Consider the following 26,990-nt stretch of genomic DNA (forward strand, 5'->3'; position numbering starts at 1 on the left):
GCGGACCGCTACCCGGAAGCACGTGTCGAGGAGACAGCGATGTCGCATACCCTTGATGCCTCCGGAGACGGCGGTTCGGACACCCCGAACCTCGACTTCGCCGGCACGACCCCGTACGAGGACTACGTCCAGGCGGACGTCCTGACCCACCTCCAGCACCTGCGCTCGGACGACCCGGGCGAGATGGTCTTCCTGGTCACGACCCAGGTCATGGAGTTGTGGTTCACGGTCATCGTCCATGAGTGGGAAACCGCCGCCCAGGCGCTGCGCGAGGACGACCTGCAGGTCGCGATGGACGCGCTGAAACGTTCCCTCCGCGAGCTGGAGGCCCTGAACTCCTCCTGGCGCCCGCTCGCCCAGCTCACCCCGGGCCAGTTCAACGCCTACCGCGCCGCCCTCGGCGAGGGCTCCGGCTTCCAGTCGGCGATGTACCGCCGGATGGAGTTCCTGCTCGGCGAGAAGTCCTCCTCCATGCTGGTCCCGCACCGCGGCGCCCCGCGCGTCCACGCGGAGCTGGAGAAGGCCCTGCACGAGCCCAGCCTCTACGACGAGGTCCTGCGCCTGCTCGCCCGCCGCGGGCTCCCGGTCCCGGAGGCGGTCCTGAACCGCGACCTGGCCCAGCGCTACGAGCCCTCGCAGGAGGTCGAAGCCGTCTGGACGGCCCTGTACGAGGACCCCGACCGGAACATGGACCTGCACCGGCTGGGCGAGGTCCTCACGGACGTGGCCGAACTGGTCTGGCGCTGGCGCAACGACCACCTGGTCGCCACCCGCCGCGCGATGGGCGCGAAGACTGGCACGGGCGGCTCGGCGGGCGTGACCTGGCTGGAGAAGCGCGCGACGAAGAACGTGTTCCCCGAGCTGTGGACGGCGCGCAGCCATGTCTGAGCCGACAGCGGATCTCGCGGCCCGCGCCGCGCAGCTGGACGCCGCCGACGAGCTGGCCAAGCTCCGTGAACGCTTCGAGCTGCCCGACGGGGTGGTCTACCTCGACGGCAACAGCCTCGGCGCGCTGCCGGCCGGCGTCGCGCAGCGACTGGCCGAGGTCGTCACCCAGGAGTGGGGCACCAGCCTCATCCGCTCCTGGTCCGAAGGCACCTGGTGGACCGCGCCCGAGCGGATCGGCGACAAGCTCGCCCCGCTCATCGGCGCGGCCCCCGGCCAGACCGTGGTCGGGGATTCCACCAGCGTCAACCTGTTCAAGGCCCTGGTCGGCGCCGCCCGCCTCGCGCGGCCGGGCCGTACCCGGATGCTGGTCGACGCCGCCACCTTCCCCACCGACGGCTACATCGCCGAGTCCGCGGCCCGGATGACCGGCCTGACCGTCATCCCGGTGGACCCGCAGGACGCGGCGGCCGCCATGGGGCCGGACACGGCCGTGGTCCTGCTCAACCACGCCGACTACCGCACCGGGCGCCTGCACGACCTGCCGGCGCTCACCCGTGCGGCCCACGCCGCCGGCGCCATCGCCGTCTGGGACCTGTGCCACTCCGCGGGCGCGCTCCCCGTCGGCCTCGACGCCCACGCCGTGGACCTGGCGGTCGGGTGCACGTACAAGTACCTCAACGGCGGCCCCGGCGCGCCCGCGTACCTGTACATCGCCGCCCGCCACCAGCAGGAGTTCGACTCCCCGCTGCCCGGCTGGAACGGTCACGCGGACCCCTTCGCGATGACCCCGGACTACGCGCCGGCCCCGGGAGCCGTCCGCGGCCGCGTCGGCACTCCGGACATCCTGTCGATGCTCGCCCTGGAGGCGGCGCTCGACGCCTGGGACGGGGTCTGCGTCGAGGCGGTCCGGGCGAAGTCCCTCGCCCTGACGGACTTCTTCCTGGAGTGCGTCGCGGCGTACGTCCCCGAGGGCGTGGTGGAGTCGGTGACCCCCGCCGAGCACGCCCACCGGGGCAGCCAGGTCTCGCTGCGCACCGCGAACGCCCGCGAGGTCATGGCGGAGCTGATAGCGAGGGGCGTCATCGGGGACTTCCGGGCCCCGGACGTCCTGCGCTTCGGCTTCACCCCGCTGTACGTCGGTTTCGCCGATGCGGAGCGTGCGGCGCGGACACTGGGTCACATTTTCGGGTGACCCGGTAGCGAAACGTCACATCACCGGGCGGGCGGGGCTACGGCTCCGCCCGCCCGCGTGCGTGGCCCACCCCGCAAGGAACGTCCTGTTGAGGCCTGATACGGTCCCGCTCTGCCGGAACACCGGAACAACCGGAACATCAGTCCCCGCTGTCCCACGCGTTACCGAGAGGTTGAGTCGATGACGGACCCCGCAGTGGAACGGGACGCTGCCGAGGCCGCCTCGGCCTTCTCCCATCCTCCGGTCGCCCCCGACGTGACGGCGGCCTACGGTGAACACCCCGACCAGGTCGTCGACTTCTACGCCCCGCGCGGCGAGGAAGTCTCGGCCCAGGTCCCGCTGGTCGTGGTCCTGCACGGCGGCGCCTGGCGCGCCCCGTACGACCGCCAGCACATCACCCCCTTCGTGGACTTCCTGGCCCGTCGGGGTTTCGCCGTGGCCAATGTCGAGTACCGGCGCGGCAGTTCGCTGCCGCACCAGGACGCGGCGGGTCCCGTGGCGGGACGCTGGCCCGAGACCTTCGACGACGTGGCCGCGGCCATGGACGCCCTGCCCGGGCTCGCCGCGGCGGCCCTGCCGCAGGCTGACCCCCGCCGGATGGTGATCACCGGCCACTCCGCGGGCGGCCACCTCGCCCTGTGGGCCGCGGCCCGGCACGTACTGCCGACCGGGTCCCCGTGGCGGCTGCCCGCCCCGCCGCTGCTGCGCGGCGTGGTGGCGCTGGCCCCCATCGCGGACTTCGGGGTCGCGGAGGAGCTGGGCGTGTGCGGCGGGGCCTCGGCGCAGCTGCTGGGCGGCGGGGCGCTGTTCGAGGAGCGCCGCCCGTACGCGGATCCGGCGGCGCTGCTGCCGACGGGCATCGCCACGGCGGTGGTGCAGGGCCGGGAGGACATCGTGGTCCCGGACGCGGTGGCGGAGGCGTACGTGGCGGCGGCCGCGCAGGCGGGGGAGACGGTCGGGCTGACCCTGCTGGACGGGATCGGCCACTTCCCGCTCATCGACCCGGCGGCGGACGCCTGCGCGGTGGTCGCGGAGGAGATCTCCCAGCTGGCCTGGTAGGCCGGTCGCCGTATGGCACAGGTCACAGCCGGGGGTGCGATGAGTTCCGGCCGGGCCGGCGGTCTCCATTGCCGTAGAGCGGATACGAATCAACGCGAGGAGCGGGTCCCATGCGCATCGTCATCAGTGAGTTCATGACCCTGGACGGCGTAGTGCAGGCGCCGGGCGGAGCCGAGGAGGACACTGACGGCGGCTTCGCGCACGGCGGCTGGTCGCACCCGTTCTTCGACCCGGAGATCGTGGGCGGGGCCTTCGCAGAGGCGACGTCGAAGGCCGAGGCGCTGCTGTTCGGGCGCCGTACCTGGCAGACGATGGCGGGGGCCTGGCCCGAGCGGGCCGGCGACCCGTTCGCCGACCGGATGAACGAGATCCCCAAGCACGTCGTGTCCCGCACGCTCACCGAGTCCGACCTGACGTGGAACAACACCGCGCTCGTCCCCGGCGACGACGCCGTCGACCGCATCCGCGAGCTCCACGAGCGCGAGGGCGGCGACCTGCTGGTCATGGGCAGCCCCACGCTCGTGCGCACCCTGCTGGCCGAGGGGCTGGTGGACGAGCTCCGGCTCATGATCATGCCGGTGCTCGCCGGCGGCGGTAAGTCGATCTTCCCCGCCGACGGGGGCCTGCGCACGCTCGAACTGGTCTCCACGGTCACCAGCCCCAACGGCGTCAACGTCTGCACCTACCGCCCGGTCGCCAAGGCGTAGGTCCGAAGGACGCGCCGAGGGGCGAGGCGCGTGGTGCGCCTCGCCCCTCGGGGGTCGATCAGTTGTTCCCGCGGGCCGTCAGGGCCTACAGGAACGAGTTGATCTCGATCGTCTCGGTGCGGCCGGGGCCGACGCCGATCGCGGAGATCGGGGCGCCCGACATCTCCTCAAGGGCCTTGACGTACGCCTGGGCGTTCTTCGGGAGGTCCGCGAAGGTCTTGGCCTTGGTGATGTCCTCGGACCAGCCGGGGAGGTTTTCGTAGATCGGCTTCGCGTGGTGGAAGTCCGTCTGCGAGTACGGGAGCTCCTCGACGCGCTTGCCGTCGATCTCGTACGCGACGCAGACCGGGATCTGCTCCCAGCCGGTCAGCACGTCGAGCTTGGTGAGGAAGAAGTCCGTCAGGCCGTTGACGCGGGTCGCGTAACGCGCGATCGGGGCGTCGAACCAGCCGCAGCGACGGTCACGGCCGGTGGTCACACCGCGCTCGCCACCGATGCGGCGCAGGGCCTCGCCGTCCTCGTCGAACAGCTCGGTCGGGAACGGGCCCGCACCCACACGCGTGGTGTAGGCCTTGAGGATGCCGATGACGCGGCTGATCTTCGTCGGGCCGACACCCGTACCCGTGCAGGCGCCGCCCGCGGTCGGGTTCGAGGACGTCACGAAGGGGTACGTGCCGTGGTCGACGTCGAGCAGGGTGCCCTGGCCGCCCTCGAAGAGCACGACCTTGTCCTCGTCCAGCGCGTTGTTGAGGATCAGGGTGGTGTCGGCGACGTAGCCCTTGATCTGGTCCGCGTACTGGAGCATCTCCTCGACGATCGCGGAGGCCTCGATCGCGCGGCGGTTGTACAGCTTCGCGAGGAGCTGGTTCTTGCCCTCCAGCGCCGCTTCGACCTTCTGGGTGAGGATCGACTCGTCGTACAGGTCCTGGACCCGGATGCCGACGCGGTTGATCTTGTCCGCGTAGGTCGGGCCGATGCCGCGGCCGGTCGTACCGATCTTGCGCTTGCCGAGGAAGCGCTCGCCGACCTTGTCGAGGGTGACGTTGTACGGCGTGATCAGGTGCGCGTTGCCGCTGATGAGCAGCTTGGAGGTGTCGATGCCGCGCTCGTTCAGGCCGCGCAGCTCGGAGAGCAGAACGGCCGGGTCGACGACGACACCGTTGCCGATGACCGGGGTGCATCCGGGGGAGAGGATGCCGGAAGGGAGAAGGTGCAGCGCGTACTTCTGGTCGCCTACGACGACCGTGTGGCCGGCGTTGTTGCCGCCCTGGTAGCGCACCACATAGTCAACGGATCCACCGAGCAGGTCGGTGGCCTTTCCCTTGCCCTCGTCACCCCACTGAGCTCCGAGCAGCACAAGAGCGGGCACAGGCGTACACCTCTTCCGGATGGGGCATGTCCAAGGTCAGGGGGCGTACGACGATGTACACCGCAGGCTGAGCCGTCGGACCGGTACCCCGGAATAGACGAAGGCCCTGGCGCAATAGCGCAAGGGCCTCTTGCACAAAGATGCTACCCGAGGAAGGACCGAGGTGTCGGCTCCAGAGCCCACCATGAGCCATGCGGGCGCGCCGGTAGGCGCCCTGCTCGTGCTCGTCGACCCGGTCGCCCGCCGTCTTGACGGCGAGTCCGTGCGGATCGCGAAAGATGTGTTGTCAGCGGGAGCAGCGGCGAAAATCTGCCTGCCGGATTCGCAGGAGGAGTTTGCGCGGGCCCTCGCCCGCCGGGGCCATCGCCAGCCGGTGATCGTCGGCGACGACCGGGCGCTCGTACGGGCCGTCGGGCTGCTGCACCGGGAGCGGGCCCTGTCCGACGGGGTGGTTTCGCTGATCCCCGTGGGTCAGCCGGGGTCCCTGGTGCTGGCGAGGCTGCTGGGGGTGCCGCTGTCGGCCGTCTCGGCCGCGCGGGCGGTCCTGGACGGCACCGTCGGCATGCGGGACCTGCTGGTCGACGACAGCGACGGGGTGGTGCTGGGCGGGCTCAGCATTCCACCCGTCCGGCCGGTACCCCGTCCGGCGGGGCCGTCGGTGTGGAGCGCGTACCGCTCGCTGGTACGCACCCTGGTGCGGCCGCCGGCGGGCGAGGAGAGCGGTGCGTCCGGTGCGTCCGGTGCGTCCGGGGGCTCCGGCGCGTCCGGCGCCGGGCACCGGCTGCGGGTGGAGGCCGACGGGGTGGTGCTCGCGGACGTGGACCGGCTGGTGGAGGACGTCTCCGTGACCCCGCGGGAGGGCGACGGCCTCGCCGAGGTGGTCGTCCGCATGGGCACGGGCCCCGGCTCGGTGGTGCGCACGCGGGCCGGCACCGTGACGGTGTCGGGCGCGGACTTCCGCTACCGCGCCGACTCGGCGGTCACCGGCCCGGTCCGGCGGCGCACCTGGACCCTGCGGCCGGGGGCGTGGGCCCTCAGGCTGCCGCACCAGAGGTGACCTGTGATCCCCCGGGGTCCCCTGCGGTGAGCGGCCCGCCTGCGCCGCCGCCTGCGCCGCCGCCTGCGCCGCCGCCTGCGCCGCCGCCTGGGCCGCCGCCTGGGCCCCTGCCTGCGCCGCCGCCCGCGCCCGCGTGCCTGGCGGCGGAGCTGCGCGAGTGGCGGCGTGACGCGCTGCTGCTGTGCCTGCTGCCGGTGTTCTGCTGGCCGGCGGTGGTGGGAGGGCTGCTGGCCCGGCCGCTGTGGCTGGCGGGGGTGTGGCTGGCGGTGCTGCTGTGCCCGGCGGGGCTCGGTGTGCGGGAGCTGTACGCCGTCCGGCGCGTGCGGCGGGCGCTGTCCTCGCAGCCGGGGCCGGGCTGGGCGGCGTACGACGCGGAGATCGTCCGGAGCCGCGGACCGCGGGCGGGGGCGTCGGTGGCACCGCAGCTTCCGCTCCCGCTGCCGCGGATCTTGCTGCCGGACGGCCGCGTACTGCGCCCGGGGCTCGCGTGGCGCCCGCCCGTCGGGCCGGTCTCCCTCTGGCTGGGGCCGGGCGGCGCCGTCTGGATCCCGACGGCCCGCCGCCGGCTGGGCACTGCCCGGGCGCGGTGACGACGGGGGCGGGTGGTCTCCCGGCGGCGTGCCGCTGCCGCCGGGTTCCCTCCGCGTACGGGCTGCGGAGCCGGACCTCGACCGGCTGATGGCGCAGGACGCCCCGGGCTACACGCCGAGGGCGGCGCGGTACGGCGACAAAGCCCCCGCGGCCGCCGTCGCCACACTGCTCGAACGCGGCGGGGCCGACCACGTCGTACTCGACCCGGGGGTGCGTAGGGCGCTGGAGCGGGCGGCCGCGGGCGGCTGGACCTGCGTCATCGTGACGAACGGCCGCACGGGGCAGCAGGAGGCGAAGATCCGCGGCGATTCCCCGGCGGTGGACGTCGCGGGCGCCCACGCACTCGGAGTCCCGAGCGTCTGGGTCTCGGCGGGCCGCCCTCGGCCGGAGGCCCGGTTCACCCCCACGCGCCGGGCGCCGGACGCGGCGACGGCCATCGGCTCCGTCCTCGCCTCGGCCGGCGCCTGAGCCCGGCCGCGCTCAGGCCTCGGCGAACGGTCCCCCGGTGCCGAAGGCCAACTCGGCGAAGCGCTCGCCGATGCGACGGAGGCCGGCGGGGTCCGGGTGGAGCGCGTCGGGCAGCGGCAGCTCGGCGAAGTCCGCCTCGCCGTAGAGCGAGCGGCCGTCGAGGTAGTGCAGGTTCGGGTCGTCGGCCGCCCGCGCGGTGGTGATGCGGGAGAGCTCGTCCCGGATGATGCCGAGCGTCAGCCGGCCGGGGTCCGAGGGGTCGCCGGTGGCCCGGAAGCTCAGCTTCCCGCCCTCGAAGTCCGGTGCGAGGGGGCCCGGGGTGTCCTCCTGGACGGGGCAGAGGACGGGGGAGACCACCAGCAGCGGCGTGGTCGGGTGGCCCTCACGGATCGTGTCGAGGAAGCCGTGCACCGCCGGGCCGAAGGCGCGCAGCCGCATCAGGTCGGTGTTGACCAGGTTGATGCCGATCTTGATGCTGATCAGGTCCGCGGGGGTGTCGCGCATGGCGCGAGCGACGAACGGGTCGAGCAGCGCGTTGCCGCCGAACCCCATGTTGACCAACTCCACGCCACAGCGGCCGGCGGCCACCGCCGGCCAGGTCCCGGTCGGGCTCTCGGCGGTGGAGCCGTGGCTGATCGAACTGCCGTGGTGCAGCCACACCCGGCGGCCGAGGTCCGGCGCGGCTTCGACCGGGGCGTCGGTGCGCAGGGCGATCACCTCGGTGATCTCCGTCTGCGGGAGCCAGATCTCGATGTCCTTGACGACGCCGGCGGGCAGTTCGGCGAACCGGGCGGTGCCCGACGTGCCGGGAGTGGTGGTCGCCGACCAGGTGGCCATGTCGATGGTGTGGAGGTTGCCGCCGGGCACGCTCGTCCGGCCGGCGAGCCGGCCGTCGACGATCAGGTCGTACACGCCGTCCGGCCTCGCCGGGCCGCCCTGGTAGGCCGTCTTCGTGGGGAGCACGTCCAGCTCCACGGCCGTGGCCCGGGTGCGGAAGGCCAGGCGCACACCGGAGGGCTGGGCCTCCATCATGGCCAGGTTCTGATCGGGGAACTGCTTGCGCGCCCAGGCGGGCAGCCGGTGCGGCAGCACGCCCCGCGCGGTGCGCTCGAAGTCGAGCGCACCGCGCAGCAGGCCGGCGTCGACGGGGGTGGTGATCCAGTCGGCGGCGCTCATGACGCGGTGACCTTCGCGACGAAGGCGTCCAGGTTCCCCGACATGCGCGCGAGGCGCTCGTCGAGGGTCAGGGACTCCTCGTAGCGCACGGTACGCAGCTTCGGCTGCCGCTTGCCCCGCAGGTACAGGGAGCAGGCGAGGTCCGTGCAGATGTACGTGCCGACCGTGTTGCCCTCGCGGCCGCGCGGGCCGGCCAAGGGGGCGACGAGCAGGGTGGTCCCGGAGGAGGCGTGGCCCGTCAGGCAGACCTGGCACAGGCTGGACTTCATGGCGCTGGTGCGGCCGATGGCGGGGACGCGCAGGGAGATGCCCAGCGGTCCTTCCTCCCGGTGCAGCACGAGGTGCGCCCGGAGCGGGGCGCCGGGGTCGACCCAGCCCAGGAAGTCCAGGTCCTCCCAGGGTAGTTCGGCGAAGTCGAGGGGCAGTCGCAGGCGTGCCGCCTCGCCCTTGGTGCAGTTCACGAAGGACGAGCGGATCTGTTTCTCACTGAGCGGTTCCACGGTCGAAGACCCTAATGTCCAGACCAATAGCACCGCATCTCAATATTTCCTGACTTCACTTCCCGACTCCGCGCTAGAACTCCACTGCCAGCTCCCGCAGTCCGCGCATGACGAATCCGCCCTGCCACTGCGGCTCCCGGACCAGCCGCAGCCGCGGGACGCCGTCCGCCAGCAGGGCCCCGAAGGACGCGACCAGCTCCTGTCGGGCGAGCGGAGCGCCCAGGCAGTAGTGGATCCCGGCACCGAAGCTCAGATGCGGGTTGTCGGCCCGTACGAGGTCCAGCGCGTCGGGGGCCGCGAAGCGCGCGGGGTCCCGGTTGGCGGAGCCGAAGAGCAGCGCGACCTCGGCCCCGCGGGGGATGGCCGTGTCCCCGATCCGGATGTCGTCCAGGACCCAGCGCTCGAACATCTGCAGGGGCGTGTCGTAGCGCAGAAGTTCATCCACAGCTGTGGACAACTTTTCGGGATCCGCACGGAAGGTGCGCAGCAGCTCCAGCTGCGCCGGATGGCGGAACAGCGCCCACCAGCCGTTGGCCGTGGCGTTGACGGTCGCCTCGTGTCCCGCGTTGAGCAGCAGTACGCAGGTGGAGACCATCTCCTGCTCGCTGAGCCGGCCGCCCTCATCGTGGGCGGCGATCATGCCGGAGATCAAATCGCCCCCGGGCCGCTTGCGCCGTTCCGCGATCAGCTCGCGCAGGTAGTCGCTGAATTCCACGCTCGCCCGCACGGCCCTGCGCGCCGTCTCCTCGTCGGGCCGCAGCTCGTACATCCCGCAGATGTCCGCCGACCAGGGCCGCAGCAGCCCCCGGTCCGCCTCCGGCACCCCGAGCAGCTCCGCGATCACCGCGACAGGCAGCGGTTCGGCGACGGCGGTGAGCAGATCGCCGCCCCCGTCGGAGACCAGCCGCCCGACCAGCTCCCGCGCCAGCCGCTCGACGGCGGGCACGAGCTGCTCGACCGTGCGCGGCGTGAAGGCCTTGGCCACCAGCCGCCGCACCCGCGCGTGCGCGGGGTCCTCCAGGTCCAGCAGGCCGGTCCCGTTGAGCACGTGGAACGGCTCGTGCTCGGGCGGCGGGGCCTGCTGCCCGAACTCCTCGTGGGTGAAGCGGTGCAGATACGTGCGCCCGAGCCGCCGGTCCCGCAGCAGGGTGCTCACGTCGGCATGGTGCGGTACCAGCCACTGCCCGGTGGCCTCGCACCACAGGGCCCGCCCCGGCTCCCTCAACTCCCGATAGGCGGGGTACGGATCGGCGACGAACGCGGCATCCCACGGATCAAAGCCCATCCCCGCACCCTAAGCGGTGACCCGCCGGTCAGGCCGGGGTTACGAGACGGGTCTCGTATGCGAATACCGCCGCCTGGGTGCGGTCGCGCAGGCCCAGCTTGACCAGGATCCGGCTCACGTGGGTCTTGATGGTGGACTCGGCGACGATCAGGCGGTCCGCTATCTCCGCGTTGGACAGCCCCTGCGCGATCAGGATCAGCACCTCCGTCTCCCGCTCCGTCAACTCCTCCACGCTCCCCGGGTTCGCGACCCTCGGGACATCGGCGAGTTTGGAGAACTCCGAGATCAGCCGCTTGGTCACCGAGGGTGCCAGCAGCGCCTCCCCGGATGCCACCACCCGTACCCCGTCGGCCAGTTGGCGGGCCGAGGCGTCCTTGAGGAGGAAGCCGGAGGCCCCGGCCCGCAGGGCCTGGTACACGTACTCGTCGAGGTCGAAGGTCGTCAGGACCAGCACCTTCGCGTCCGTGTCGGCGGCCACGATCTCCCGCGTCGCCTCCAGGCCGTTCATCTCGGGCATCCGGATGTCCATCAGCACGACGTCCGGTTTCAGCGCCGCGACCTGCGCTATGGCTTCGCGGCCGTCCACCGCTTCGCCGACGACCTCGATGCCCTCCATCGCGTTCAGCAGGACGGAGAAGCCCTCACGGACCATCATCTGGTCGTCCACGATCAGCACTCTGATGGTCGTCATCCCTTGCCCTCCACGGGCTCGGACCCGGGCTCGGGCTGGGGCCGGCTGGTGACCGGTATGAACACCGCCACCTCGTACCCGCCGGCCGCCGTCCGTCCGGCGGTCATCTCGCCCTCCAGCATGGCCACCCGCTCCCGCATCCCGGTGATGCCGTGCCCGGCCCCCGGTGAGGGCCGCACGTCCCCGGTGGCCGCCCCGTTGACGACGCGTATCCCCAGGCCGCCCAGTACGTACGACACCTCCACCCCGGCCGCCGCGCCCGGCGCGTGCCGCAGGGTGTTGCTCAGGGCCTCCTGGATGATCCGGTACGCCGACAGCTCCACGCCCTGCGGCAGCTCCCGCACCGCGCCCGTCACCGTCTTGTCCACGCTCAGCCCGGCCTCCCGCACATTGGCCAGGAGCCCGTCCAGCGAGGCCAGCGTCGGCTGCGGGGCATCAGGTGCCTCGTAGTCCGCGGAGCGCACCACACCCAGCACCCGCCGCAGCTCCGTCAGAGCCGCCACCGCGTTCTCCCGGATGGTGACGAAGGCCGCCTCCAGCTCCGGCGGCGGGTTCTTCACCCGGTACGGTGCGGCCTCCGCCTGGATCGCCACCACCGACATGTGGTGCGCCACCACGTCGTGCAGCTCGCGCGCGATCGTGGTCCGCTCCTCCAACAGCGTCCGCCGGTCCCGCTCGACGGCGGTGACCTCCTGCTGCGCGGTCACCTCCGCCGCCGCGTGGCGGCGGATCTGGATGCTGGCCGCGATGGCCAGCGCGAAGGCGGAGAAGACGAACATGGTGGGCTGGCCGGAGCCGCCGAAGCCGAAGCGGTCACTGAACACGATCGAGGTGCTCATGCCGAACGTCACGGTGATCGCCCACATCCACCCCGCGACGCGGGGCCCGGTCCGCAGGGTCACCAGAACCATGACCGCGATATAGGAGGCGAAGGTGCCCGGAGTCCACGGCCAGGTATCCGACCAGCCGCCGCTCACCACGGCCGCCACCAGCGTCACCCCCAGGGCCAGCCAGTACGCGGCGATCGGGCGGACCAGGGTCATCAGCACCGGAGCGGCCGACATCAGCCCGATGGCGAACCGGGAGGAGTCGGTGACGTACCCCTCATGCGTGGTGCCGGAGAAGAACATGACGAAGAACGCCAACACCGCCACCGCCGCATGGCGACGCCACACGGCGTGGTGGCGTATGCCCTTGGGGAGCAGGCGGACGATGGGGTCATCGGCGCCCGCCAGCGCCAGCGGGCGGTAGGCGAAGGCGTCGGTGAAGAGGTCCTGGCGCAGGGACCGCAGCAGGCCCGTCGCCATTTTGATCTCCGGTGTCCGGGAGGTCCCCCCGGTGGTGGTCTCGCTCATGTACAAGACGGTACGTGCGGCCCCCTGTCACCCGCGTCGCCGCTGAAGGGGATTTCCCGGGGTCCCCCTCAAGTACTACCCGGGGTCCTTCAGTAGCCCGTCGGGCGGATCAGGCCGCTCTCGTACGCGAACACCGCCGCCTGGGTGCGGTCCCGCAGGCCCAGCTTCACCAGGATCCGGCCGACGTGGGTCTTCACCGTCTGCTCGGCCAGGACCAGGTGTCCGGCGATCTCCGCATTGGACAGGCCCTGGGCGATCAACGACAGGACCTCGGTCTCCCGCTCGGTCAGCTCGTCGATGCGGGCCCGCGTGGGCGCCCGCGGGGCGCCCATCCGGGAGAACTCGGTGATCAGCCGCTTCGTGATGTTCGGCGAGAGCAGAGCCTCCCCGGCCGCCACCACGCGCACCGCCTCGGCGAGCTGGTCGGCCGAGGCGTCCTTGAGCAGGAAGCCGGAGGCGCCCGCGCGCAGCGCCTCATACACGTACTCGTCGAGATCGAAGGTGGTGAGCACCAGCACCTTCACGGCCGAGCCCGGGACGGAGGTGATGACCGAGGTGGCCTCGATGCCGCCCATCCCCGGCATCCGGATGTCCATCAGGACCACGTCCGGGGCGAGCTCGGCGACCTTGGCCACCGCCTCGGCGCCGTCCACGGCCTGGCCGATCACCTCGATGTCGGGCTGGGTGTTGAGGAGCACGGTGAAGCCCTGCCGGACCATCATCTGGTCGTCGGCGATCATCACCTTGATCGGGCCGGCGCTGTCGGTCGGGGCACTCATGCGTCCTTCTTCCTCGTGTCGGCGGCGGGAGCCGCCCCCATGGGGAGTACGGCGCTCACCTCGTACCCGCCGTCGGGACGCGGGCCGGCCGCCAGCTCACCCCCCAGCATGCCTGCCCGCTCCCGCATCCCGAGCAGCCCGTGTCCCGCCCCGTGTGACGGCGGGGCCGGCCGCGTCGGCGCGCTGTTGGCGACGCACAGGTGCAACTCGCGGGGCCCGTAGGCGATGCCGACCTCCACGCGGGAGCCGGGGGCGTGGCGCAGGCAGTTGCTCAGGGCCTCCTGCACGATCCGGTACGCGGTGAGCTCGACGCCGGGGGTCAGCGGCCGCCGGATGCCCGCGATCTCGGTGGTGACATCCAGCCCGGCGCCCCGCACGTTGTCCACGAGGCCGTTCAACTCGGCCAGGGTCGGCTGCGGATGGTGCGGGTCGGCGGGATCGTCCGGGTCCTCGGAGCGCAGCACGCCCAGGACGCGGCGCAGTTCGGTCAGGGCCTCCAGCGCGTTCTCCCGGATGCCGGCCAGGTTCTCCTTGAGTTCCTCGGACGGGTTCTCCACCAGATGCGGGGCGACCTGCGCCTGGATGGAGATCACCGACATGTGGTGCGCGACGACGTCGTGGAGTTCGCGGGCGATGCGGCTGCGCTCCTCCAGCAGGGTGCGCCGGGCCCGCTCCTCCTCGGTGAGGGTCTCCTGCTCGACGAGCTCGCTCCGGGCCAGGCGCAGTGCGCGCAGCGCGTACCCGAGGAGGCCCACGAAACCGAAGAGGAGACCGGCGATCACGATGGTGCTCTGGCTCTGGTACGGCCTGAAGAACCCTTCGGCCAGGGCGGTCCAGGCGATCGAGACGCCGACGACGGCGACCGTCACCCGGGGCGGCACGCGCAGCGCGACGAGCAGCACCAGCGGCGCGAACGCGAAGATTCCGCCGGGCAGCCAGGGCCAGGTCTGGCCTTGGCTCACGTGGTCGTGGATCGTCCAGGAGATCAGGCCGGCTGTCAGCAGGCCGAGCCACCAGGCGGGTATCGGGCGGAACATCGCCAGCAGGATGGACACACCCGTCAGGGCGGAGGCGAGGTCCACGAGGCCGCCGCCGACGTCGTGGTGGTCGCGCATCTGCTGCGAGAGGAGGAAGCCCATGGCGACCGCCGCGTAGCAGACGACCGCATGCGGCAGCCAGGCCAGCCAGCGCGGCCGCGACATCCGGGGCAGCGGATCGGCCCGCAGGGTGAACAGCGCCCGGACCAACTCCCGCCACTGGCCGCCGCCCTGGACGGCGTCGGACGGCGGGGCTTCTTCGGCCAGGGATGCGCGCTGCTTGGTCACACGGATCAGCCTAGGCATGACCGGCCTCCTCCAGGCGGCCGGTCCGGAGACGGGGGACGCCGGGTGTCGTCGCAATGGTCCGGGCCGGCCGGGGGGTCTGCGGGGGCCGGGGGCGGGTGCCCTGTTCGTACGCACGGAACGCGGCCCAGCAGATCGCCAGCGCCGCCGCGAGCACGGGCAGCCACAGCAGCCGGGCGGCTATCCACCCCGCGGAGCCGGGCACGGTGTGCAGTCCCGGAAGGTCGGTGGAGACCAGCAGCCCGAGCGCGGTGACGGCCATCATGGCGGTCTGGTGCCAGAGGAAGATCGTCATGGCGGACAGGTTCACCAGGGCCACTTTCGCCCAGGCCCGCGGCCGGCGCATCGCACCGGCCAGCGGCTCCCGGAGCAGCAGGGCCAGGCCGCACTGCGCCAGGCCGAAGGCGACGGCGGCGAGGGTCGGCGGGTTCAGGTTCGAGATCGCGGCGCCGGGGACACCGACCATGGACGCCGGATACCCGCCCCAGAGGATCAGCGCGGCGGTGGCCAGCACGCCACCGCCCAGCAGGAGCGCGGCCGGGGTGCGCCGGGCGAACGCCCCGCGGGACCATGCGGCGCCGAGGGTATAGGGGACGAGCCAGCCGGCGGCCACATTGACCCAGCCGATCCACTCAGGCCCGCCGAAGCCGAACCGCCAGACATCCACGCCGGCCACGACGGCCAGCGGCCACACCGGGCCGAGCCGGGCCACGAGCGGGGTCGCGGCGGTGAGCGCGGCGAAGACGAGGAGGAACCACAGCGGGGAGAGCACCAGCTTGAGGAGGGTCCGGACCGTGTCCAACTCCACTCCGCCGAGCAGCAGTCCGCCCGCCGCCACGGTCCACAGGACCAGCACCGCGGCGACCGGCCGGAAGAGCCGGCCCAGCCGCCGGCCGACCCAGGTGCCGTACGGGACTCCGCGCGCCCGGGCCGAGGCGTAGCCCTGGGCGCCGACGTGGCCGCCGACCAGGAAGAAGACGGCCAGGGTCTGGAACAGCCAGGAGACCGGGGCCAGTGCGCTCATGTGGGCGAGCGGGCTGGTGGCGCTCAGGCCGCCGTTGGCGGTGGTCAGCGCGGTGACCAGCCAGTGGCCCAGCACCACCCCGAGGATCGCGAGGGCGCGCAGCGCGTCCACGGAGCGGTCCCGGGTGGCCGGGGTGCCGGCGTCGATGCGGTCCGCGAGTACGGACCAGCGGGCTCGGGCGCGGCGCAGGGGCTCAGACACGGGAGGCCTCCAGGGCGGTGGGCGCGGCCGGTGCGGCGGGGCCGGCCGACGGGCCGAGCACGATCCGGGCCAGGCTGCCGAGGGACTCGGTGCCGGGCTTGAGGTAGTCGCTGTGGCCGGCGGAACCGGCCGCGAAGGCCCGGGCGCCGAAGGCGGGGTCCACGGGGTCGGCGCCGAAGCCGAGCCCGGCGAGCCGTACGTGCGGGACGTTTCCGATCCAGTCGCCGCTGCCGCGCCCGGCCCATATGCGGGCGCCGGTCGGCAGGTCCGCGGCGGAGTCGGCCCCCGTGCCCGGGCTGCCGAACAGGGCCACATCGGTGACCTCGGGGCCGGTCGGGGTCCGGGCGCAGACCACGGAACCGTAGGAGTGGCACAGCAGCGAGAGGTGGGCCCCCGGGGCGGCCATCCGCGGCAACCGTTCGAGGAACGGGCCCAGTTCGGCCGCGGCCTCCTTCGCCCGGGCGGCGGTGAGGACGGTCGTGCTGATCGTGCCGGGGGTGTCGTACCCCAGCCAGGCGACCACGGCGGAGCGGGGGTGCTCGGCCTGGAGCCGCTGCTGAAGGGCGACGGCCCCGGCGCGGAACCGTTCGTAGGTGTCCAGGGTGGTGTCCGAGCCGGGCACCAGGACGGCGACCCGGTCGGCGGTCTCCAGATCGCCGAACACCGCGGTGACGCGGCCCTTGCCGCGTCCGTCGAAGGCGAGGAACCGGGCGCCGTCGTCGGCCTCCATCGCGCGCAGCTTGCCGGCCCGGGCATCGCGGCCGGCGTCCTGCGCCATGCGGGCGGCTTCGGCGAGGTTGGCGCGGCTGGCCGAGTACCGGGCGAGGAGGCCCGTAGGCCCGTCGAAGGCCACGGGGTCGGGGGCGGGGACATTGGGGGAGGCGGCGGCGGAGACGGGGAGCACGACGGCCGCGGCGACGAGCCCGGCCAGCAGGGTGCGGCGCAGACGGCCGCCGGGGCGGCGGCCGTTGGGACGTGCGGTGGGGCGGGCGGTCATGGTTCCCCGATTCCTTTGCTCGATACACAGGGCGGCTGCGGGGGCCGCTGTGGCCGCCCGCGTTCTCTCTGGTTTCGAAATTAGGAATCGGACCCCGTCATCGGCGTCCCGCTGCGGAGCCGCCTTCTGAGCTGGCTCTCAGGTATGACAAGGGGTACTTGGGAGCCACGGCGCCCCCCTGCGACCCCCGGCAACCCCCCCGGCAACCCCCCCGGCCCCCCAATTGCGCGGATCCCGTCCGCTAGGGTCCCGGGATGAACGACACCGACTGGCGCCGCGACCGGATCGCGAGCGCGCACCGGGGCGAGAACCCCACCGTCCTGCGCCGCCTCGACGCCGGCTTCGCCGTGATCGGGGACCGGCAGTTCCTGCCCGGCTACGCGGTACTCCTCACCGACGACCCCGCCGTGACGCGCCTCTCGGACCTGCCCCGGGCGCGCAGGGCCGCGTACCTGGGCGACATGGAGCGGCTCGCCGAGGCCGTCGAACTGGCCTGCCGCCGCCTCGATCCGGCCTTCCGCCGCGTGAACATAGAGATCCTGGGCAACACCGACCCGTACCTCCATGCCCACGTCTGGCCCCGCTACGACTGGGAGCCCGCCGACCTCGTCCGGATGCCCGTCTGGTTGTACGAGGAGCAGTACTGGAGGAGCCCGGAGTACGAACTCGGCGCGCGTCACGACGCGTTGCGCGCCGCCATCGGGGAGGAACTCGACCGGCTGTAGGGGCGGATCGCGGCTACCGTTCAGCCAGTACGTCCAAGGCCGCGGCCAGCCGCTCCAGGACGCGCACGGTCTCGGCGAAGCCCTCCTCGCCGAGTTCCTCCGCGAGCCGGTCGGCCAGGTCCGCGTGTCCCGGGTTGATACGGGCGATGGCGGCGCGCCCGGCCTCCGTCGGGCGCAGCAGCTTCGCGCGCCGGTGCGCCGGGTTCGGTACGTACTCGGCCAGGCCCTTGGCGGCGAGCAGGTCCGCGATCCGTTGCACGCTCTGCCGGGTGATGCCCATGGCCCGGGCGATGCCGGCGACGGGCAGCGGCTCCCGGAGCACGGCACCAAGCACCTGCCACCAGGCCGCGGTCAGCCCGGCGGGGCGGGCCAGCTCCTCCGAAACGGCGAGGAACTGGCCGTTCAGCCGGAACACCCCGAGCGCGGTGCGGCTCAGCAGGTCCTGGCGGGCGCGTACGGGGAGGTCGGGGAGGTCAGGCATCGCCGGACTCCGCCGCGGCCATGAGGACGGGGTACGCGCTCGCGTCCGAGTCGTGGAACAGGCGGTACCACGCGTCGAGCGCCTCCGGCCCGTACACCGAGAGCCGCGCGAAGACCTCGCGGGCGAACGCCACCGGTTCGGTCGGACCCGCCGTGATCAGGTCGCCGTCCGTGACCGCGTCGGCCTCGACGTACCGCTCGGCGCCCGCGTAGCCCGGCTGCCCGGCCAGGTAGAAGGGGGCCGCACTGGTGTGCGTACGGCCGTCCAGTACGCCGGCCCGGGCGAGGCCCGCCGTGGCTCCGCAGATCGCGGCGACCGGGACGCCGGCCGCCAGGAACTGCGCGGCCTTGGCCGCGAAGGGGGCCAGCTCCTCGCTCGTGTCCCACAGGCTCGCGCCCGTGAGGATCAGCAGCTCGGAGTCCTCGGGGCGCAGGTCCGCGAGGGCCATGTCGGGCTGGACGCGGACGCCGCCCATGGTGGCCACCGGCCGGCCGGGGCCGGAGGCGCTCACGGTGCGGACCTGGTGGCCGCGCTGGGTGAGGTGCGCGGTGGTGTGGCCCGTCTCCCAGTCCGCGTAGGTGTCGTAGACCGCCAGGTGGACCTGCCGCCGCGGGGCAGCCTCCTCGGTCGCCGCCGTCGCGTCCGCCGCCGTCGCGTCCGCCATGGCGTCGGTCGCGTTCGTCGTCCCGTTCGATGTTCCGGTCATGGGGCTCGCCTCCACTGTCCGTGCATCACTGCGTTCTCTGATGACAAGAGACTGTCATCTCGACAGGATGCTGTCAATCACCGGAATCAGACCCGTGGAACCCGCCGCGCAGACAGACTGCCGAGACCCGCCCCCCACCCCCATACAGTCCGCCGATGTCCCTCCCCACCTGCGCACTTCTAGCGTGGCCGCATGACCCCTCACGTCACCTCCGGCGCCGCCGTCAAGGCCGCCGACCGCGCTCACGTCTTCCACTCCTGGTCCGCTCAGGCCCTGATCGACCCGCTCGCCGTCGCCGGGGCCGAGGGTTCGTACTTCTGGGACCACGACGGCAACCGCTTCCTCGACTTCTCCTCCCAGCTGGTGAACACCAACATCGGCCACCAGCACCCCAAGGTCGTCGCCGCCATCCAGGAGCAGGCCGCCAAGCTCTGCACCCTGGCCCCCGGGTTCGCCGTGGAACCGCGCTCCGAGGCCGCACGCCTCATCGCCGAGCGCACCCCGGGCGACCTCGACAAGATCTTCTTCACCAACGGCGGCGCCGAGGCCGTCGAGAACGCCGTCCGCATGGCCCGTCTGCACACGGGCCGCGCCAAGGTGCTCTCCACCTACCGCTCGTACCACGGCGCCACCGCCGCCGCGATCAACCTCACCGGCGACCCGCGCCGCTGGCCCTCCGACACGGCGGCCGCCGGTGTCGTGCACTTCTGGGGCCCGTACCTCTACCGCTCGGCCTTCCACGCGACCACCGAGGCGGAGGAGTGCGCCCGCGCCCTCGCCCACCTCGCCGACACCATCGCCTTCGAGGGGCCGCAGACCATCGCGGCGGTCATCCTGGAGTCGGTGCCCGGTACGGCCGGGATCATGACCCCGCCCGCCGGCTACCTCGCCGGGGTGCGCGAGCTCTGCGACCGCCACGGCATCGTCTTCATCCTCGACGAGGTCATGTCGGGCTTCGGCCGGACCGGGAAGTGGTTCGCCGCCGACCACTGGGGCGTCACCCCCGACCTGATCACCTTCGCCAAGGGCGTCAACAGCGGCTACGTCCCCCTCGGCGGCGTCGCGATCTCCGCCGAGATAGCCGAGACCTTCGCCACACGCCCGTACCCGGGCGGGCTCACGTACTCCGGGCACCCGCTGGCCTGTGCCGCCGCCGTGGCGACGATCAACGCCATGGAGGAGGAGGGCGTGGTCGAGCATGCCGCCCACCTCGGCGAGAACGTGATCGGCCCGGCCCTCGCCGAGCTCGCGGAGCGCCACCCCTCGGTCGGGGAGGTCCGCGGCCTGGGCGTCTTCTGGGCCCTGGAGCTCGTACGGGACAAGGAGACGCGCGAGCCGCTCGTGCCCTACAACGCCGCCGGGGCCGCCAACACGCCCATGGCCGAGTTCGCCGCGGCGTGCAAGAAGTCCGGTCTGTGGCCGTTCGTGAACATGAACCGCACGCACGTCGTGCCCCCGTGCACCATCTCGGAGGCCGAGGTCAAGGAGGGTCTGGTCCTCCTCGACGAGGCGCTGACGGTCGCGGACCGTCACACTTCGGCCGCGTAGCGTCGGTATAACGATCGCTAAATCCGCATACCGGCCACAAATCGTTCGGTTTCAGCCTCGCTGTCTGGCCTATGGTGTCCGAAGATCTATGGAGGAGACGGGACCCCTATGCCAGGCAGCGGCGCTGTCACGCGCAACACACTTCGGCAGCAGATCGCGGATGCGCTGCGTGACGAAGTGCTTGCCGGACGCCTCCCGCCGGGGACGGAGTTCACGGTCAAACAGATCGCTGAGCAGTACGAAGTCTCCGCCACGCCCGTCCGCGAGGCTCTCGTGGACCTCTCGGCGCAGGGGCTGCTGGACTCGGTCCAGCACCGAGGCTTCAGGGTCCGTGTCTTTTCCGTTGACGATTTCCGGGGAATGATCGAGGCTCGGACGCTTATAGTGGACGGGATCTTCCGTCGGCTCGTCGAGCGTGGCACCTCCGCAAGCTATGGCGAGCGGCTGGTGTCGGTGCGTCGACGTGCAGAGGAGGCGCGGCGGGCCGCGCAGAACGGATCGCTTGAAGTGCTGATCGGTTACGACCTGCGCTTCTGGCGGGAACTGAGCGGGCTGGTCGGAAACTCGTACATCACCGAGTTCCTGCACCGGATCCGGGTGCAGTGCTGGGTTTTTGCCGTACCCCACCTGCAGCGTGCGCCGCAGCAGATGCGCGCCGCGTTGTGGGACGGGCACGGCGAGCTCGTGGACGCGATCACACTCGCGGACGCCGAGGAGGTGCGCCGCTTGGTGCACGCCTACAATCAGCACGGCTTGGACTGGGCTGCCGCTCTGTAGGCGGGCGTTCGGTCTCCACCGAGACCGGCCGCGGGACGACGAGACGAACGGCTTGAACGGGTTGAAAACCAAGAACGGCATACTCACTGCCCCCGCGGTCTCCGCCAGGGGCAAGTCCGCCGACCCCTCGCCCGGGTCCGTCGGCCTGTCCGTGGTCATCCCGGCCTACAAGGAGGAGGAGCGGCTCGCTCCGACTCTTGACGTCGTGCGGGAGTACCTCGACGAGCACGTCGGCACCGGCTCCGCCGACTGGGAGATCGTCGTCGTCGACGACGGCTCCCCGGACGGGACCGCCGCCATCGCGCTGAAGGCGGCCGACGAAGACCCCAGGATCCGGCTGATCCAGTCCGAGCAGAACCGCGGCAAGGGCAACGCCCTGCGCCTCGGTGTCGTCGGCTCCCTCGGCCGGCGCGTCCTGATCATGGACGCCGACCTGGCGACTCCCATCGAGGAGCTCGACAAGCTGGAGCAGTCCCTGGCCGGCGACGAGAACCTCGACGCCGCCATCGGCTCCCGCGCACACCGCGACTCCGCCATCGAGCGCCAGCAGAGCATGCTGCGCGAGGTCCTCGGCTGGGTCGGCAACCGGGTCATCCGCCTGGTCGCCGTCCCCGGGATCCGCGACACGCAGTGCGGCTTCAAGCTGTTCGACGGCGACCAGGCCCGCACCGCCTTCGGTGCCTCCAAGCTCGACGGCTGGGCCATCGACGTGGAGATCCTCCAGTACTTCCGGCGCAAGGGGTGGCCCGTGGCCGAGGTTCCGGTGCGCTGGGCACACCAGGACGGTTCGAAGGTCCAGCTCCTCGACTACCTGCGCACGCTCGGCGAGCTGATGCGCCTGAACGCGGGCGGCATCGCCGTCGCCGCGCTCTACCTGCTGGGCTCGCTCTTCCTCTACAAGGGGCTGTGGAGCGACCTGGACGGGAAGATCCTGGCGCACTCGCTGCAGGACCAGAACCAGTGGGAGTGGTTCTTCGGCGTCACCGCCGACAACGTCTCCCACTTGCGCAATCCGCTCTTCACCGACTTCCAGAACATGCCCGAGGGCGTGAATCTGATGGGCAACACGGTGATGCTCGGGCTGTCCGTGCCGCTGACTCCGATCACGCTGCTCTTCGGCCCGACCGTCACCCTGGCGCTGGTCTTCACCCTCGGCATCGCCGGGACCGCCTGGGCCTGGTACTGGCTGATCCACCGCCGGCTGACCGAGAGCCGCTGGGCCGCAGCCGTGGGCGGTGCCCTCGCCGCCTTCGCGCCGCCGATGATCTCGCACGCCAACGCGCACCCGAACTTCGTCGTGCTCTTCATGATCCCGGTGATCATCGACCGGGCGCTGCGCCTGTGCGAGGGCAAGAGGGTCGTCCGCGACGGTGTCCTGCTGGGCCTGTTCTCCGCGTACCAGGTCCTCCTGGGCGAGGAGCCGTTCCTGCTCTCCGCCATGGGCATGCTGATCTTCGCCCTCGCGTACGCCTTCTACGACCGCGAGACGGCCCGCAAGGCCATCAAGCCGCTGGGCAAGGGCCTGGCCATCGCCGCGGCCGTCTCCGTGCCGCTGGTGGCCTTCCCGCTGTACTGGCAGTTCTTCGGCCCGCAGAGCTACCACTCGGTGCTGCACGGCGAGAACGGGGCGGGCAACCCGCTCCGCGCCCTGACCGAGTACTCGGCGCGCTCGCTCTTCGGCGACGCGGACAACGCCGGCAAGCTCTCGATGAACACCACCGAGCAGAACGCCTTCTACGGCTGGGCGCTGCTGGCCCTGGCCGCCGCGATCACCGTGTGGATGTGGCGCCGGACCGTCGTCCGCGCGCTGGGCATCACCGCCGTGGTCGCCGCGGTGCTGTCCCTCGGCCCCTCGGTGAAGATCGAGACCCTCGGCATCACCGTCCCCGGCCCGTGGGCGCTCCTGCGCCACGCGCCGCTGCTGGAGTCGGTCATCGAGAGCCGTGTGGCGATGGTCTGCGCGCCCGCCTTCGGCCTGCTGATCGCCCTGGCGCTCGACCGGTTCATCGGCTTCAGCGCCCGTGAGCACCGCGTCCTCGGCTACATGGCCGTGGGTGCCGCGCTCATCCCGATCCTGCCGCTGCCGCTGGTGGTCAAGGCCCGCGAGCCGGTGCCGACCTTCATCACGCAGGGCCTGTACAAGGACTACGTCAAGGACGGCCAGTCCCTCGTACCGGTACCGCTGCCGGACCCGATGACGGGCAACCCGCTCCACTGGCAGAGCAGCACCGGCTTCGGCTTCAAGCTGGCCGGCGGCTACTTCAACGGCCCCGACGGCCCGGACAAGGTCGGCATCTACGGCGCCAAGCCGCGGATGCTGTCCAGCCTCCTGAGCGACATCCGCTGGGGCGCCCCGTCGCCGGTGGTCACCTCGCAGATGCAGGAGGAGGCCCGCAAGGACCTCGCCTTCTGGAACGCGGGCGCGCTGGTCCTGCCCGAGAGCCAGAAGCACGCCAAGGAGCTGCGGACCACGATCACCGAGCTGCTGGGCCAGGAGCCGGAGAAGGTCGCCGACTCCCTGGTGTGGCGGGTCGCTCCCCAGTAGCCACAGCCGCATCAGTACGCACTTCCATGAACCCCGTCGGACCTCCCGGTCCGGCGGGGTTCTGCGCACCCCTTCGCGGAGGGTGTCCGGCGCACTACTCTGGCCCGATCGGCGGCAAACGACTGATCGGAGGCCGAGTGGCCTGTGACCTGTGGCTGGTCCCCCTTGTCGACGTGCTGTGCCACAGCCCCGACAACCCGTTCGCGGAAGAGATCGCCTCGTACGACAAAGCGCTGGGCGAGGCCGGACTGCCGTCCGTGCCGGTGTTCGCGTACATGCCCGGCCTGAGCGGCGACGTCGCCCCGGTCGCCGGCTTCGACTACGACGCCCTGCACTTCCTGCGGCGGGCGTACCTCCTGCAGCTCTGCGGGCTGCCGGTGACGCCCGTGGACGAGCTGGGCGGGGACTACGAGCAGCTGCTGGAGATGTTCGAGCCGACGGCCCAGCAGTCGCACCTGGTGTGGCACTACGACCACGCGGGTGCGTACGTCCCGGTGGACTTCGCGGCCCCGCTGGCCAACGAGGAGCTGCTGGCCGGGGGCGGGCCCCTGGGGTCCGCGCAGGGGCTCCTGCGGGAGCTGACGTTCGTCGCGCCCGCGATCGGGATAGACCCGGGGAACCCGCCGGCGGCGCCCGCTCCGCCGGGGCGGCCGACGTCGCTGGAGGAGCCCGCGGGGCCGATCCCGTACGACGACAGCCCCTTCGCGCGGGAGCGGCACGTGTGGCTGGGACTGCACGCGGCGGCGACCCGCAGCCTCGGCCAGGGCTCGATGATCATCTTCAGCTGACGGGATCCTCCGGATCCCGGACCCGGTGCTCCGACCCGCTCGCTCGCCCGCCCGCCCGCCCGCCGGACGGCTACCTCGGCTGTTCCGGCGGGCGCTGGCGCGGCATGTTGGGGCGGGTGCCCGGGGGGAGCGGGAAGCGGGCCGGGGGGATGCCGGCGTCCTGGCGGGCCGGGGAGCCGCCCAGGGACTGCATCACCAGCGGCGCGGGCCCCGTGCGGAACTCCACCATCCAGTCCGCCGTCTCCGAGCGCACCAGCTCCGTGATGTCCTCCGAGAACCGGCGCAGCACCGTCAGGCAGCGCTCCGCCGCCTCGCTCGCCGTGCCCTCGGTCGGGCCCAGGATCTCCCGTACGTTCTCCGAGGCCCAGTCGAACTGGAGTCCCTGGAGCCTGCGCTGCACGGCCTGCGCCGTGGCCACGTCCCGCATCCAGCCCGAGGTCAGCCCGAAGAACCGGTCGCAGGCCAGGCAGGCGGCCGCCAGGAGCAGGCAGAGATAGCCGTACGAGGACGCGCCCGGGGCCGAGCCCGTCAGCTCCAGCAGCGGCATCGCGGCGCCCGCGACGGCACCGGCCGCCGCCCCGGCGCGCAGCAGCCGCGCGCCCCGGCGCTTCCACGCCCGGTCGGACAGGTACCACTCGGCGGTGCGCAGGGCGTCGGCCTCGACCCGGCGGTAGAGCTCGTCGAGCCGCTCGGCGGGCTCGCCCCAGTCCCCGAGAGGGAACGGCCGGCCGGTCAGGTCGCCGTCCTCTGCGGGATCCCGGGGTGGCCCCTCGGGCTGCATCTCCGGCTGACTCACCCGGCACTCCCTCTGCCTGCGCTGACGTGTGGTGGTGCGCGTGTGCGCAATGATGCGCATGCTCTTCCTACCTTCGAATGGCGGGTCATGGGCAACGAATCCCCGGATTTCCGCCCGCAAGGAGGTCTCCATCAGGTACGCGCACGCCTGGTCTCTCACTCGAAAGAGTTGGTCCTCACGGCGTAGGGCGCGGCGCCCGGGGAGCACGTAGGCTCGGATTGACCAAGCCGTCCCGGGCTTGGACCGAGCTACGGAGTGAGTGACCTGTGATTCCCGGTGGTGGCCAGCCCAACATGCAGCAGCTGCTCCAGCAGGCCCAGAAGATGCAGCAGGACCTCGCCGCGGCCCAGGAAGAGCTGGCCCTGGCGGAGGTCGACGGCCAGGCGGGCGGTGGCCTGGTCAAGGCGACCGTCACCGGCTCCGGTGAGCTGCGCGCCCTGGTGATCGACCCGAAGGCCGTGGACCCCGAGGACACCGAGACGCTCGCCGACCTGGTGGTCGCGGCCGTCCAGGCGGCCAACGAGAATGCCCAGGCGCTCCAGCAGCAGAAGCTGGGCCCGCTGGCCCAGGGGCTGGGCGGCGGCAGCGGCATCCCCGGCCTCCCCTTCTAGCCCCGGCGGCCCCCGCGGCCGCGGCATACTCCCCCCGAAGCGAAAGAAGGCAGTCCGTTGTACGAAGGCGTGGTCCAGGACCTGATCGACGAACTGGGCAGGCTGCCCGGCGTCGGGCCCAAGAGCGCGCAGCGGATCGCCTTCCACATCCTGCAGGCCGAACCCACCGACGTCCGCCGCCTCGCGCACGCGCTGCTCGAAGTGAAGGACAAGGTCCGGTTCTGCGCGGTGTGCGGGAACGTGGCGCAGGAGGAGCGGTGCGGCATCTGCCGTGACCCGCGCCGCGACACGACGGTCATCTGTGTCGTCGAGGAGCCGAAGGACGTCGTCGCGATCGAGCGGACCCGCGAGTTCCGGGGCAAGTACCACGTCCTGGGCGGCGCGATCAGCCCGATCGAGGGCGTCGGCCCGGACGACCTGCGCATCCGCGAGCTGCTGGCGCGCCTCGCGGACGGCGAGGTGACCGAGCTGATCCTCGCCACCGACCCGAACCTGGAGGGCGAGGCGACCGCCACGTACCTCGCTCGCATGATCAAGCCCATGGGCCTGAAGGTCACCCGCCTGGCCAGCGGGCTCCCCGTAGGGGGAGATCTGGAGTACGCGGACGAGGTCACGCTCGGGCGGGCCTTTGAAGGAAGGCGACTTCTCGATGTCTGACGCAACGCTGCACGCCCTGGGCCAGGACCCGGACGACTTCGCCGTCCAGATCGCGGACCAGATCGAGTCCTTCATCGTCGCGGTCACCGAGGTGGCCAAGGGCGAGGACCCGGACAGCGCGGTGCCCTTCCTCCTCCTGGAGGTGTCCCAGCTGCTGCTGGCGGGCGGCCGGCTGGGCGCGTACCAGGACGTCCTCCCGGACGAGCGCTACGAGCCCGACCTCGGCCCCGAGCCGGACGTGGACGATCTCCGCGAGCGCTTCGCGCTGATGCTGGAGCCGGTCGACGTCTACTCCGAGGTCTTCGACCCCTACGAGCCGCGCAAGGCCCCGGTCGCGCACCGGATCTCCGACGACCTCGCCGATGTGGTGGCCGACCTGCGCCACGGCCTCATCCACTACCAGGCGGGCCGGGTCACCGAGGCGCTGTGGTGGTGGCAGTTCTCGTACTTCACCAACTGGGGTCCGACGGCCTCGGCGACGCTGCGCGCCCTGCAGTCGCTCGTCGCCCACGTGCGGATGAACCAGCCGCTGGAGGAGCTCGACGGCCTCGACACCGACGAGGACCTGGCCGAGGAGGAGCTCGCGGAGCAGGCCGGACGGGTGATGGCGGAGGAGCTCGGGCGCCTCGGGAAACCGTGAGATTCGCCCTGTCGGCCGTCCCGATCGCCGCAGA

General features: G+C 72.2%; 28 protein-coding genes. 15 read left to right on the plus strand and 13 right to left on the minus strand.

Annotated features, from left to right (window positions below):
* Positions 1-39: 39 nt before the first annotated feature.
* From AB0M99_RS23675 to AB0M99_RS23690, 4 genes are all read left to right on the plus strand, one after another.
* The gene (locus AB0M99_RS23675; RefSeq protein ID WP_365923520.1) at positions 40-888 is read left to right on the plus strand and encodes a tryptophan 2,3-dioxygenase family protein; all 849 of its coding nucleotides are present in this window, start codon (positions 40-42) and stop codon (positions 886-888) included.
* A complete protein-coding gene (kynU, locus tag AB0M99_RS23680) occupies positions 881-2,080 on the plus strand; it encodes a kynureninase (protein ID WP_365923522.1) in 1,200 nt (399 codons plus the stop codon). Before AB0M99_RS23675 ends, kynU begins: the two co-directional genes overlap by 8 nt.
* Positions 2,081-2,260: 180 nt before the next feature.
* Positions 2,261-3,139, plus strand: a complete 879-nt coding sequence (locus AB0M99_RS23685) for an alpha/beta hydrolase (RefSeq protein WP_365923524.1) — start codon at positions 2,261-2,263, stop codon at positions 3,137-3,139.
* 110 nt (positions 3,140-3,249) lie between these two features.
* Positions 3,250-3,846, plus strand: a complete 597-nt coding sequence (locus AB0M99_RS23690; protein ID WP_365923526.1) for a dihydrofolate reductase family protein — start codon at positions 3,250-3,252, stop codon at positions 3,844-3,846.
* A gap of 85 nt (positions 3,847-3,931) precedes the next feature.
* Here the strand turns inward: AB0M99_RS23690 and AB0M99_RS23695 are convergent, their stop codons facing one another.
* Positions 3,932-5,215 (minus strand): adenylosuccinate synthase, encoded by a 1,284-nt coding sequence (locus AB0M99_RS23695; RefSeq protein ID WP_365923528.1) that lies wholly within the window; start codon positions 5,213-5,215, stop codon positions 3,932-3,934.
* A 184-nt stretch (positions 5,216-5,399) separates the two neighbouring features.
* Here AB0M99_RS23695 and AB0M99_RS23700 point away from each other — a divergent pair, with 184 nt between their 5' ends.
* The 3 genes from AB0M99_RS23700 to AB0M99_RS23710 all read left to right on the plus strand — a co-directional run bounded on the left by AB0M99_RS23700 (position 5,400) and on the right by AB0M99_RS23710 (position 7,331).
* Positions 5,400-6,272: a diacylglycerol kinase gene (locus AB0M99_RS23700; RefSeq protein WP_365923530.1), complete on the plus strand. Its 873-nt coding sequence runs from the start codon at positions 5,400-5,402 to the stop codon at positions 6,270-6,272.
* A gap of 194 nt (positions 6,273-6,466) precedes the next feature.
* The gene (locus AB0M99_RS23705) at positions 6,467-6,862 is read left to right on the plus strand and encodes a hypothetical protein (RefSeq protein WP_365923532.1); all 396 of its coding nucleotides are present in this window, start codon (positions 6,467-6,469) and stop codon (positions 6,860-6,862) included.
* 28 nt (positions 6,863-6,890) lie between these two features.
* Positions 6,891-7,331, plus strand: coding sequence for a hypothetical protein (locus AB0M99_RS23710; protein WP_365923534.1), 441 nt, complete (start codon positions 6,891-6,893; stop codon positions 7,329-7,331).
* Positions 7,332-7,343: 12 nt separating this feature from the next.
* Here the strand turns inward: AB0M99_RS23710 and AB0M99_RS23715 are convergent, their stop codons facing one another.
* The 9 genes from AB0M99_RS23715 to AB0M99_RS23755 all read right to left on the minus strand — a co-directional run bounded on the left by AB0M99_RS23715 (position 7,344) and on the right by AB0M99_RS23755 (position 16,682).
* On the minus strand, positions 7,344-8,507 hold the full coding sequence (locus AB0M99_RS23715; protein WP_365923536.1) for an SGNH/GDSL hydrolase family protein: 1,164 nt from the start codon (positions 8,505-8,507) through the stop codon (positions 7,344-7,346).
* A complete protein-coding gene (locus AB0M99_RS23720; protein WP_365923538.1) occupies positions 8,504-9,007 on the minus strand; it encodes an FBP domain-containing protein in 504 nt (167 codons plus the stop codon). The genes AB0M99_RS23715 and AB0M99_RS23720 overlap by 4 nt, the downstream gene beginning before the upstream one ends.
* Positions 9,008-9,080: 73 nt before the next feature.
* Positions 9,081-10,292, minus strand: a complete 1,212-nt coding sequence (locus tag AB0M99_RS23725) for a cytochrome P450 (protein ID WP_365923540.1) — start codon at positions 10,290-10,292, stop codon at positions 9,081-9,083.
* A 28-nt stretch (positions 10,293-10,320) separates the two neighbouring features.
* Positions 10,321-10,983 carry a response regulator transcription factor gene (locus tag AB0M99_RS23730; RefSeq protein ID WP_365923542.1) on the minus strand — a complete coding sequence of 221 codons (663 nt, stop codon included), beginning with the start codon at positions 10,981-10,983 and terminating at the stop codon, positions 10,321-10,323.
* Positions 10,980-12,338, minus strand: coding sequence for a histidine kinase (locus AB0M99_RS23735; RefSeq protein ID WP_365923544.1), 1,359 nt, complete (start codon positions 12,336-12,338; stop codon positions 10,980-10,982). Before AB0M99_RS23735 ends, AB0M99_RS23730 begins: the two co-directional genes overlap by 4 nt.
* A gap of 89 nt (positions 12,339-12,427) precedes the next feature.
* Complete coding sequence (locus AB0M99_RS23740) at positions 12,428-13,117, minus strand: response regulator transcription factor (RefSeq protein ID WP_365923546.1); 690 nt, start codon at positions 13,115-13,117, stop codon at positions 12,428-12,430.
* Entirely contained in the window at positions 13,114-14,460 is a 1,347-nt protein-coding gene (locus AB0M99_RS23745; protein WP_365923548.1) for a sensor histidine kinase, read from the minus strand. Before AB0M99_RS23745 ends, AB0M99_RS23740 begins: the two co-directional genes overlap by 4 nt.
* The gene (locus tag AB0M99_RS23750) at positions 14,453-15,685 is read right to left on the minus strand and encodes an acyltransferase (protein WP_365923550.1); all 1,233 of its coding nucleotides are present in this window, start codon (positions 15,683-15,685) and stop codon (positions 14,453-14,455) included. Before AB0M99_RS23750 ends, AB0M99_RS23745 begins: the two co-directional genes overlap by 8 nt.
* Entirely contained in the window at positions 15,678-16,682 is a 1,005-nt protein-coding gene (locus tag AB0M99_RS23755) for an alpha/beta hydrolase (RefSeq protein ID WP_365923552.1), read from the minus strand. Before AB0M99_RS23755 ends, AB0M99_RS23750 begins: the two co-directional genes overlap by 8 nt.
* Positions 16,683-16,936: 254 nt before the next feature.
* Here AB0M99_RS23755 and AB0M99_RS23760 point away from each other — a divergent pair, with 254 nt between their 5' ends.
* A complete protein-coding gene (locus AB0M99_RS23760; RefSeq protein ID WP_365923554.1) occupies positions 16,937-17,407 on the plus strand; it encodes a diadenosine tetraphosphate hydrolase in 471 nt (156 codons plus the stop codon).
* Positions 17,408-17,420: 13 nt separating this feature from the next.
* On the opposite strand, the gene AB0M99_RS23765 is transcribed toward AB0M99_RS23760, so the two are convergent.
* Positions 17,421-17,888: a MarR family transcriptional regulator gene (locus AB0M99_RS23765; protein ID WP_365923556.1), complete on the minus strand. Its 468-nt coding sequence runs from the start codon at positions 17,886-17,888 to the stop codon at positions 17,421-17,423.
* Positions 17,881-18,552, minus strand: a complete 672-nt coding sequence (locus tag AB0M99_RS23770; protein ID WP_365923695.1) for a DJ-1/PfpI family protein — start codon at positions 18,550-18,552, stop codon at positions 17,881-17,883. The genes AB0M99_RS23765 and AB0M99_RS23770 overlap by 8 nt, the downstream gene beginning before the upstream one ends.
* A 234-nt stretch (positions 18,553-18,786) precedes the next feature.
* On the opposite strand from AB0M99_RS23770, the gene AB0M99_RS23775 reads away from it, so the two are divergent.
* The 4 genes from AB0M99_RS23775 to AB0M99_RS23790 all read left to right on the plus strand — a co-directional run bounded on the left by AB0M99_RS23775 (position 18,787) and on the right by AB0M99_RS23790 (position 24,252).
* A complete protein-coding gene (locus AB0M99_RS23775; RefSeq protein WP_365923558.1) occupies positions 18,787-20,142 on the plus strand; it encodes an aspartate aminotransferase family protein in 1,356 nt (451 codons plus the stop codon).
* A 108-nt stretch (positions 20,143-20,250) separates the two neighbouring features.
* Positions 20,251-20,919: a GntR family transcriptional regulator gene (locus AB0M99_RS23780; protein ID WP_365923560.1), complete on the plus strand. Its 669-nt coding sequence runs from the start codon at positions 20,251-20,253 to the stop codon at positions 20,917-20,919.
* Between the two features lie 79 nt (positions 20,920-20,998).
* A complete protein-coding gene (locus tag AB0M99_RS23785) occupies positions 20,999-23,464 on the plus strand; it encodes a dolichyl-phosphate beta-glucosyltransferase (protein ID WP_365923697.1) in 2,466 nt (821 codons plus the stop codon).
* 137 nt (positions 23,465-23,601) lie between these two features.
* Positions 23,602-24,252: a hypothetical protein gene (locus AB0M99_RS23790; RefSeq protein WP_365923562.1), complete on the plus strand. Its 651-nt coding sequence runs from the start codon at positions 23,602-23,604 to the stop codon at positions 24,250-24,252.
* Between the two features lie 70 nt (positions 24,253-24,322).
* On the opposite strand, the gene AB0M99_RS23795 is transcribed toward AB0M99_RS23790, so the two are convergent.
* Positions 24,323-25,048 (minus strand): SLATT domain-containing protein, encoded by a 726-nt coding sequence (locus AB0M99_RS23795; RefSeq protein WP_365923564.1) that lies wholly within the window; start codon positions 25,046-25,048, stop codon positions 24,323-24,325.
* 266 nt (positions 25,049-25,314) lie between these two features.
* Between AB0M99_RS23795 and AB0M99_RS23800 the strand changes: the two genes are divergently transcribed.
* Genes AB0M99_RS23800 through AB0M99_RS23810 form a run of 3 tightly spaced genes read left to right on the plus strand, consistent with a single transcriptional unit; the run spans position 25,315 to position 26,956 of the window.
* Positions 25,315-25,659 (plus strand): YbaB/EbfC family nucleoid-associated protein, encoded by a 345-nt coding sequence (locus tag AB0M99_RS23800; RefSeq protein WP_365923566.1) that lies wholly within the window; start codon positions 25,315-25,317, stop codon positions 25,657-25,659.
* Positions 25,660-25,716: 57 nt separating this feature from the next.
* Positions 25,717-26,316, plus strand: a complete 600-nt coding sequence (gene recR, locus AB0M99_RS23805; protein WP_030010802.1) for a recombination mediator RecR — start codon at positions 25,717-25,719, stop codon at positions 26,314-26,316.
* Positions 26,309-26,956, plus strand: a complete 648-nt coding sequence (locus AB0M99_RS23810) for a DUF5063 domain-containing protein (RefSeq protein ID WP_365923568.1) — start codon at positions 26,309-26,311, stop codon at positions 26,954-26,956. The genes recR and AB0M99_RS23810 overlap by 8 nt, the downstream gene beginning before the upstream one ends.
* Positions 26,957-26,990 lie beyond the last annotated feature (34 nt).

Source organism: Streptomyces sp. NPDC051183 (genome assembly GCF_040682455.1).
In the GTDB taxonomy this organism is placed as follows: Bacteria; Actinomycetota; Actinomycetes; order Streptomycetales; family Streptomycetaceae; genus Streptomyces.

Bases quoted from the DNA above. Each gene is read 5' to 3' on its own strand.
- AB0M99_RS23675 (WP_365923520.1), top strand. From the start codon at position 40: ATGTCGCATACCCTTGATGCCTCCGGAGACGGCGGTTCGGACACCCCG.
- kynU (WP_365923522.1), top strand. From the start codon at position 881: ATGTCTGAGCCGACAGCGGATCTCGCGGCCCGCGCCGCGCAGCTGGAC.
- AB0M99_RS23685 (WP_365923524.1), top strand. From the start codon at position 2,261: ATGACGGACCCCGCAGTGGAACGGGACGCTGCCGAGGCCGCCTCGGCC.
- AB0M99_RS23690 (WP_365923526.1), top strand. From the start codon at position 3,250: ATGCGCATCGTCATCAGTGAGTTCATGACCCTGGACGGCGTAGTGCAG.
- AB0M99_RS23700 (WP_365923530.1), top strand. From the start codon at position 5,400: ATGAGCCATGCGGGCGCGCCGGTAGGCGCCCTGCTCGTGCTCGTCGAC.
- AB0M99_RS23715 (WP_365923536.1), bottom strand. From the start codon at position 8,507: ATGAGCGCCGCCGACTGGATCACCACCCCCGTCGACGCCGGCCTGCTG.
- AB0M99_RS23725 (WP_365923540.1), bottom strand. From the start codon at position 10,292: ATGGGCTTTGATCCGTGGGATGCCGCGTTCGTCGCCGATCCGTACCCC.
- AB0M99_RS23730 (WP_365923542.1), bottom strand. From the start codon at position 10,983: ATGACGACCATCAGAGTGCTGATCGTGGACGACCAGATGATGGTCCGT.
- AB0M99_RS23735 (WP_365923544.1), bottom strand. From the start codon at position 12,338: ATGAGCGAGACCACCACCGGGGGGACCTCCCGGACACCGGAGATCAAA.
- AB0M99_RS23740 (WP_365923546.1), bottom strand. From the start codon at position 13,117: ATGAGTGCCCCGACCGACAGCGCCGGCCCGATCAAGGTGATGATCGCC.
- AB0M99_RS23745 (WP_365923548.1), bottom strand. From the start codon at position 14,460: ATGCCTAGGCTGATCCGTGTGACCAAGCAGCGCGCATCCCTGGCCGAA.
- AB0M99_RS23755 (WP_365923552.1), bottom strand. From the start codon at position 16,682: ATGACCGCCCGCCCCACCGCACGTCCCAACGGCCGCCGCCCCGGCGGC.
- AB0M99_RS23760 (WP_365923554.1), top strand. From the start codon at position 16,937: ATGAACGACACCGACTGGCGCCGCGACCGGATCGCGAGCGCGCACCGG.
- AB0M99_RS23765 (WP_365923556.1), bottom strand. From the start codon at position 17,888: ATGCCTGACCTCCCCGACCTCCCCGTACGCGCCCGCCAGGACCTGCTG.
- AB0M99_RS23770 (WP_365923695.1), bottom strand. From the start codon at position 18,552: ATGGCGGACGCGACGGCGGCGGACGCGACGGCGGCGACCGAGGAGGCT.
- AB0M99_RS23775 (WP_365923558.1), top strand. From the start codon at position 18,787: ATGACCCCTCACGTCACCTCCGGCGCCGCCGTCAAGGCCGCCGACCGC.
- AB0M99_RS23780 (WP_365923560.1), top strand. From the start codon at position 20,251: ATGCCAGGCAGCGGCGCTGTCACGCGCAACACACTTCGGCAGCAGATC.
- AB0M99_RS23810 (WP_365923568.1), top strand. From the start codon at position 26,309: ATGTCTGACGCAACGCTGCACGCCCTGGGCCAGGACCCGGACGACTTC.